Source organism: Candidatus Polarisedimenticolia bacterium (genome assembly GCA_035764505.1).
GTDB lineage: Bacteria > Acidobacteriota > Polarisedimenticolia > Gp22-AA2 > AA152 > AA152.
The window spans coordinates 1-2,097 of sequence record DASTZC010000229.1; the positions used below are offsets into that span (position 1 = coordinate 1).

2 protein-coding genes and 1 tRNA gene are annotated in these 2,097 nt (G+C 66.6%); all 3 read left to right on the top strand.

Features of this window, described 5'->3' with window-relative positions; translation table 11 throughout:
• The coding region (locus tag VFW45_15280; GenBank protein HEU5182147.1) for a hypothetical protein at nt 1-838 on the top strand (838 nt) is incomplete at its 5' end.
• Between the two features lie 88 nt (nt 839-926).
• A tRNA-Leu gene (locus VFW45_15285) sits at nt 927-1,012 on the top strand.
• A 99-nt stretch (nt 1,013-1,111) separates the two neighbouring features.
• Nucleotides 1,112-2,097: AMP-binding protein (locus VFW45_15290; protein HEU5182148.1), on the top strand; the 986-nt coding region annotated here is incomplete at its 3' end.

Genomic DNA, 2,097 nt, shown 5'->3' on the forward strand with positions numbered 1-2,097 from the left:
CTCCGTCACCTTCGTCCACCGCAACTACCACCACCAGCTGCAGAACGTGGACGCGAACCACATTACCCAAATCGATCCGGCCACCGGCAGGCTGGCCGACACTTTCGGCAGCGAAACGGTGCCGAGCGGATTCGGGGACGAAGGCAGCGGTGGGATCCCGGCACGCGAAGGCGACGCGGAGCCCGACCTTTTCATACAGAACATCTTCTTCAACCGGGTGTTCCGCCTGGGCAACTACAACGAGCAGACCTATCGCGGCATCGAGCTGGAGATGGTGCGCCGCCTCAGCCGCAAGTGGCAGCTCAACGGCAGCTACACCTATTCGCGCAGCCAGGGGGACGCCGAGAGCTTCCTCTCGGAGAACGGGGACGACCCGTCACTGACGGAATACGAGTCCGGCTACCTCAACTACGATCAGACGCACGTGGTGAAGCTCAACGCGACCGCCTATCTTCCGGGCGACTGGCAGATCGGCGGCACGGCGCAGTGGGCCTCGGGTCTCCCGTTTTCGATGATCCAGGACTTCGACGCGCAGGACAACGTGGGCTACGTGCAAAGCCGCAAGCGCTTCGGCTACATCGATCCGACGACTGGCCAGTCCGTCAGCGAGAACCGCAACAGCCATCGAAACGAGGCCGCCTACGTGCTGAACGCCCGCGCCCGCAAGAGCTTCGTGATCGGCAAGGCCTCGGCGGGCGCTTTCTTCGAGGTGTTCAATATCCTCAACTCCGACGACCTGCGCGTCTACACCATCAATCCCACCCAGTACATCCTCCAGAACAACGCGGTCAGGAGCTTCGGCCGCCGCTACCAGTTCGGCCTGCAGATCGATTTCTGATCCTTTTCCGTTGAGACCCCGCCACCCGGCCGGCCGCATGGCCGCCCGTCCTTGACGCGCCCGATGGCTTCCCTCAAGATGAGCCCGTGCCGGGATGGCGAAACTGGCAAACGCAAGGGACTTAAAATCCCTCGGGGCGCAAGCCCCATGTCGGTTCGATTCCGACTCCCGGCATTCCCTCCTCCAGGTGGGCCCCATTCGGGCCGCCGGCAACTCTGGTAAGATGCGCGCCATCGCCGCCGCCCGCGGCGGCCGATTATGAGGAGCGTCCGATTGCCGATCCGGACCCTCTGCGACATCCTCACCGGTCTTGCGAATCGCCCCTCCAAGTCCGACCTCCTGCGGTACAAGGTCAAAGGGTCCTGGCGCGACATCCCGGCGGGGGAGTTCGCGGCCACCGTTCGCAGCCTGGCTCTGGGACTGGATGGATTGGGAGTGAAGCGCGGCGAGATGGTCGCCATCCTCTCCGAGAACCGTCCCGAGTGGGCGGCTTTCGATCATGCGCTGCTCAACCTGGGGGCCATCGTCGTCCCCATCTACCCGTCGCTGCTGAGCGAGCAGGTCCGCTTCATCCTGGATCATTGCGGCGCGCGGGGGATCGTCCTCTCCAGCGAAGGCCAGCTCGCCAAGGTCCTGCCCATCCTGGGCTCGCTTCCCAATCTCGCGCGCCTCATTGTTCTCGATCCCCCGAGCGACATGCCCACCCAGGCCCTTTCCTGGCCGGCGCTGCTCCGGGAGGGGGAAGCGGTGCACCAGGCCGAGCCGCAGAGGTTCGAGGCGCTGCGCCGCGCCGTGGCGCCAGACGACCTGGCCAGCGTCCTGTACACCTCGGGGACGACCGGCGAGCCGAAAGGGGTGATGCTGACGCACGCCAACCTCGCGTCGGTGGTGAGCAGCACGCTCGAGGCGATTCCGATCGACGAGCGCACGACGGCGCTCTCCTTCCTGCCGCTGAGCCATGCCTTCGAACGGGTCGTTCAGCTCGCCTGCCTGGAGGCGGGGGCCACGATTGCCTTCGCGGAGTCGATCGAGGCGGTCGCCCAGAACCTGCAGGAGATCGAGCCGACCCTGCTGGCCACCGTCCCGCGGCTGCTGGAGAAGATGCACTCGCGCGTGGGCGACGCGCTGCGCGCGGCGTCCCCGGTGCGCCGCCTGATCTTCCGCGTCGGGATGGCGGCGGGGCTGTCCAAGGTGCGGGCCCGCGAGGCAGGGCGGCGTCCGCCGGTGTGGAGCGCGCTCCTCTCGGGGGAGGCGGAGCG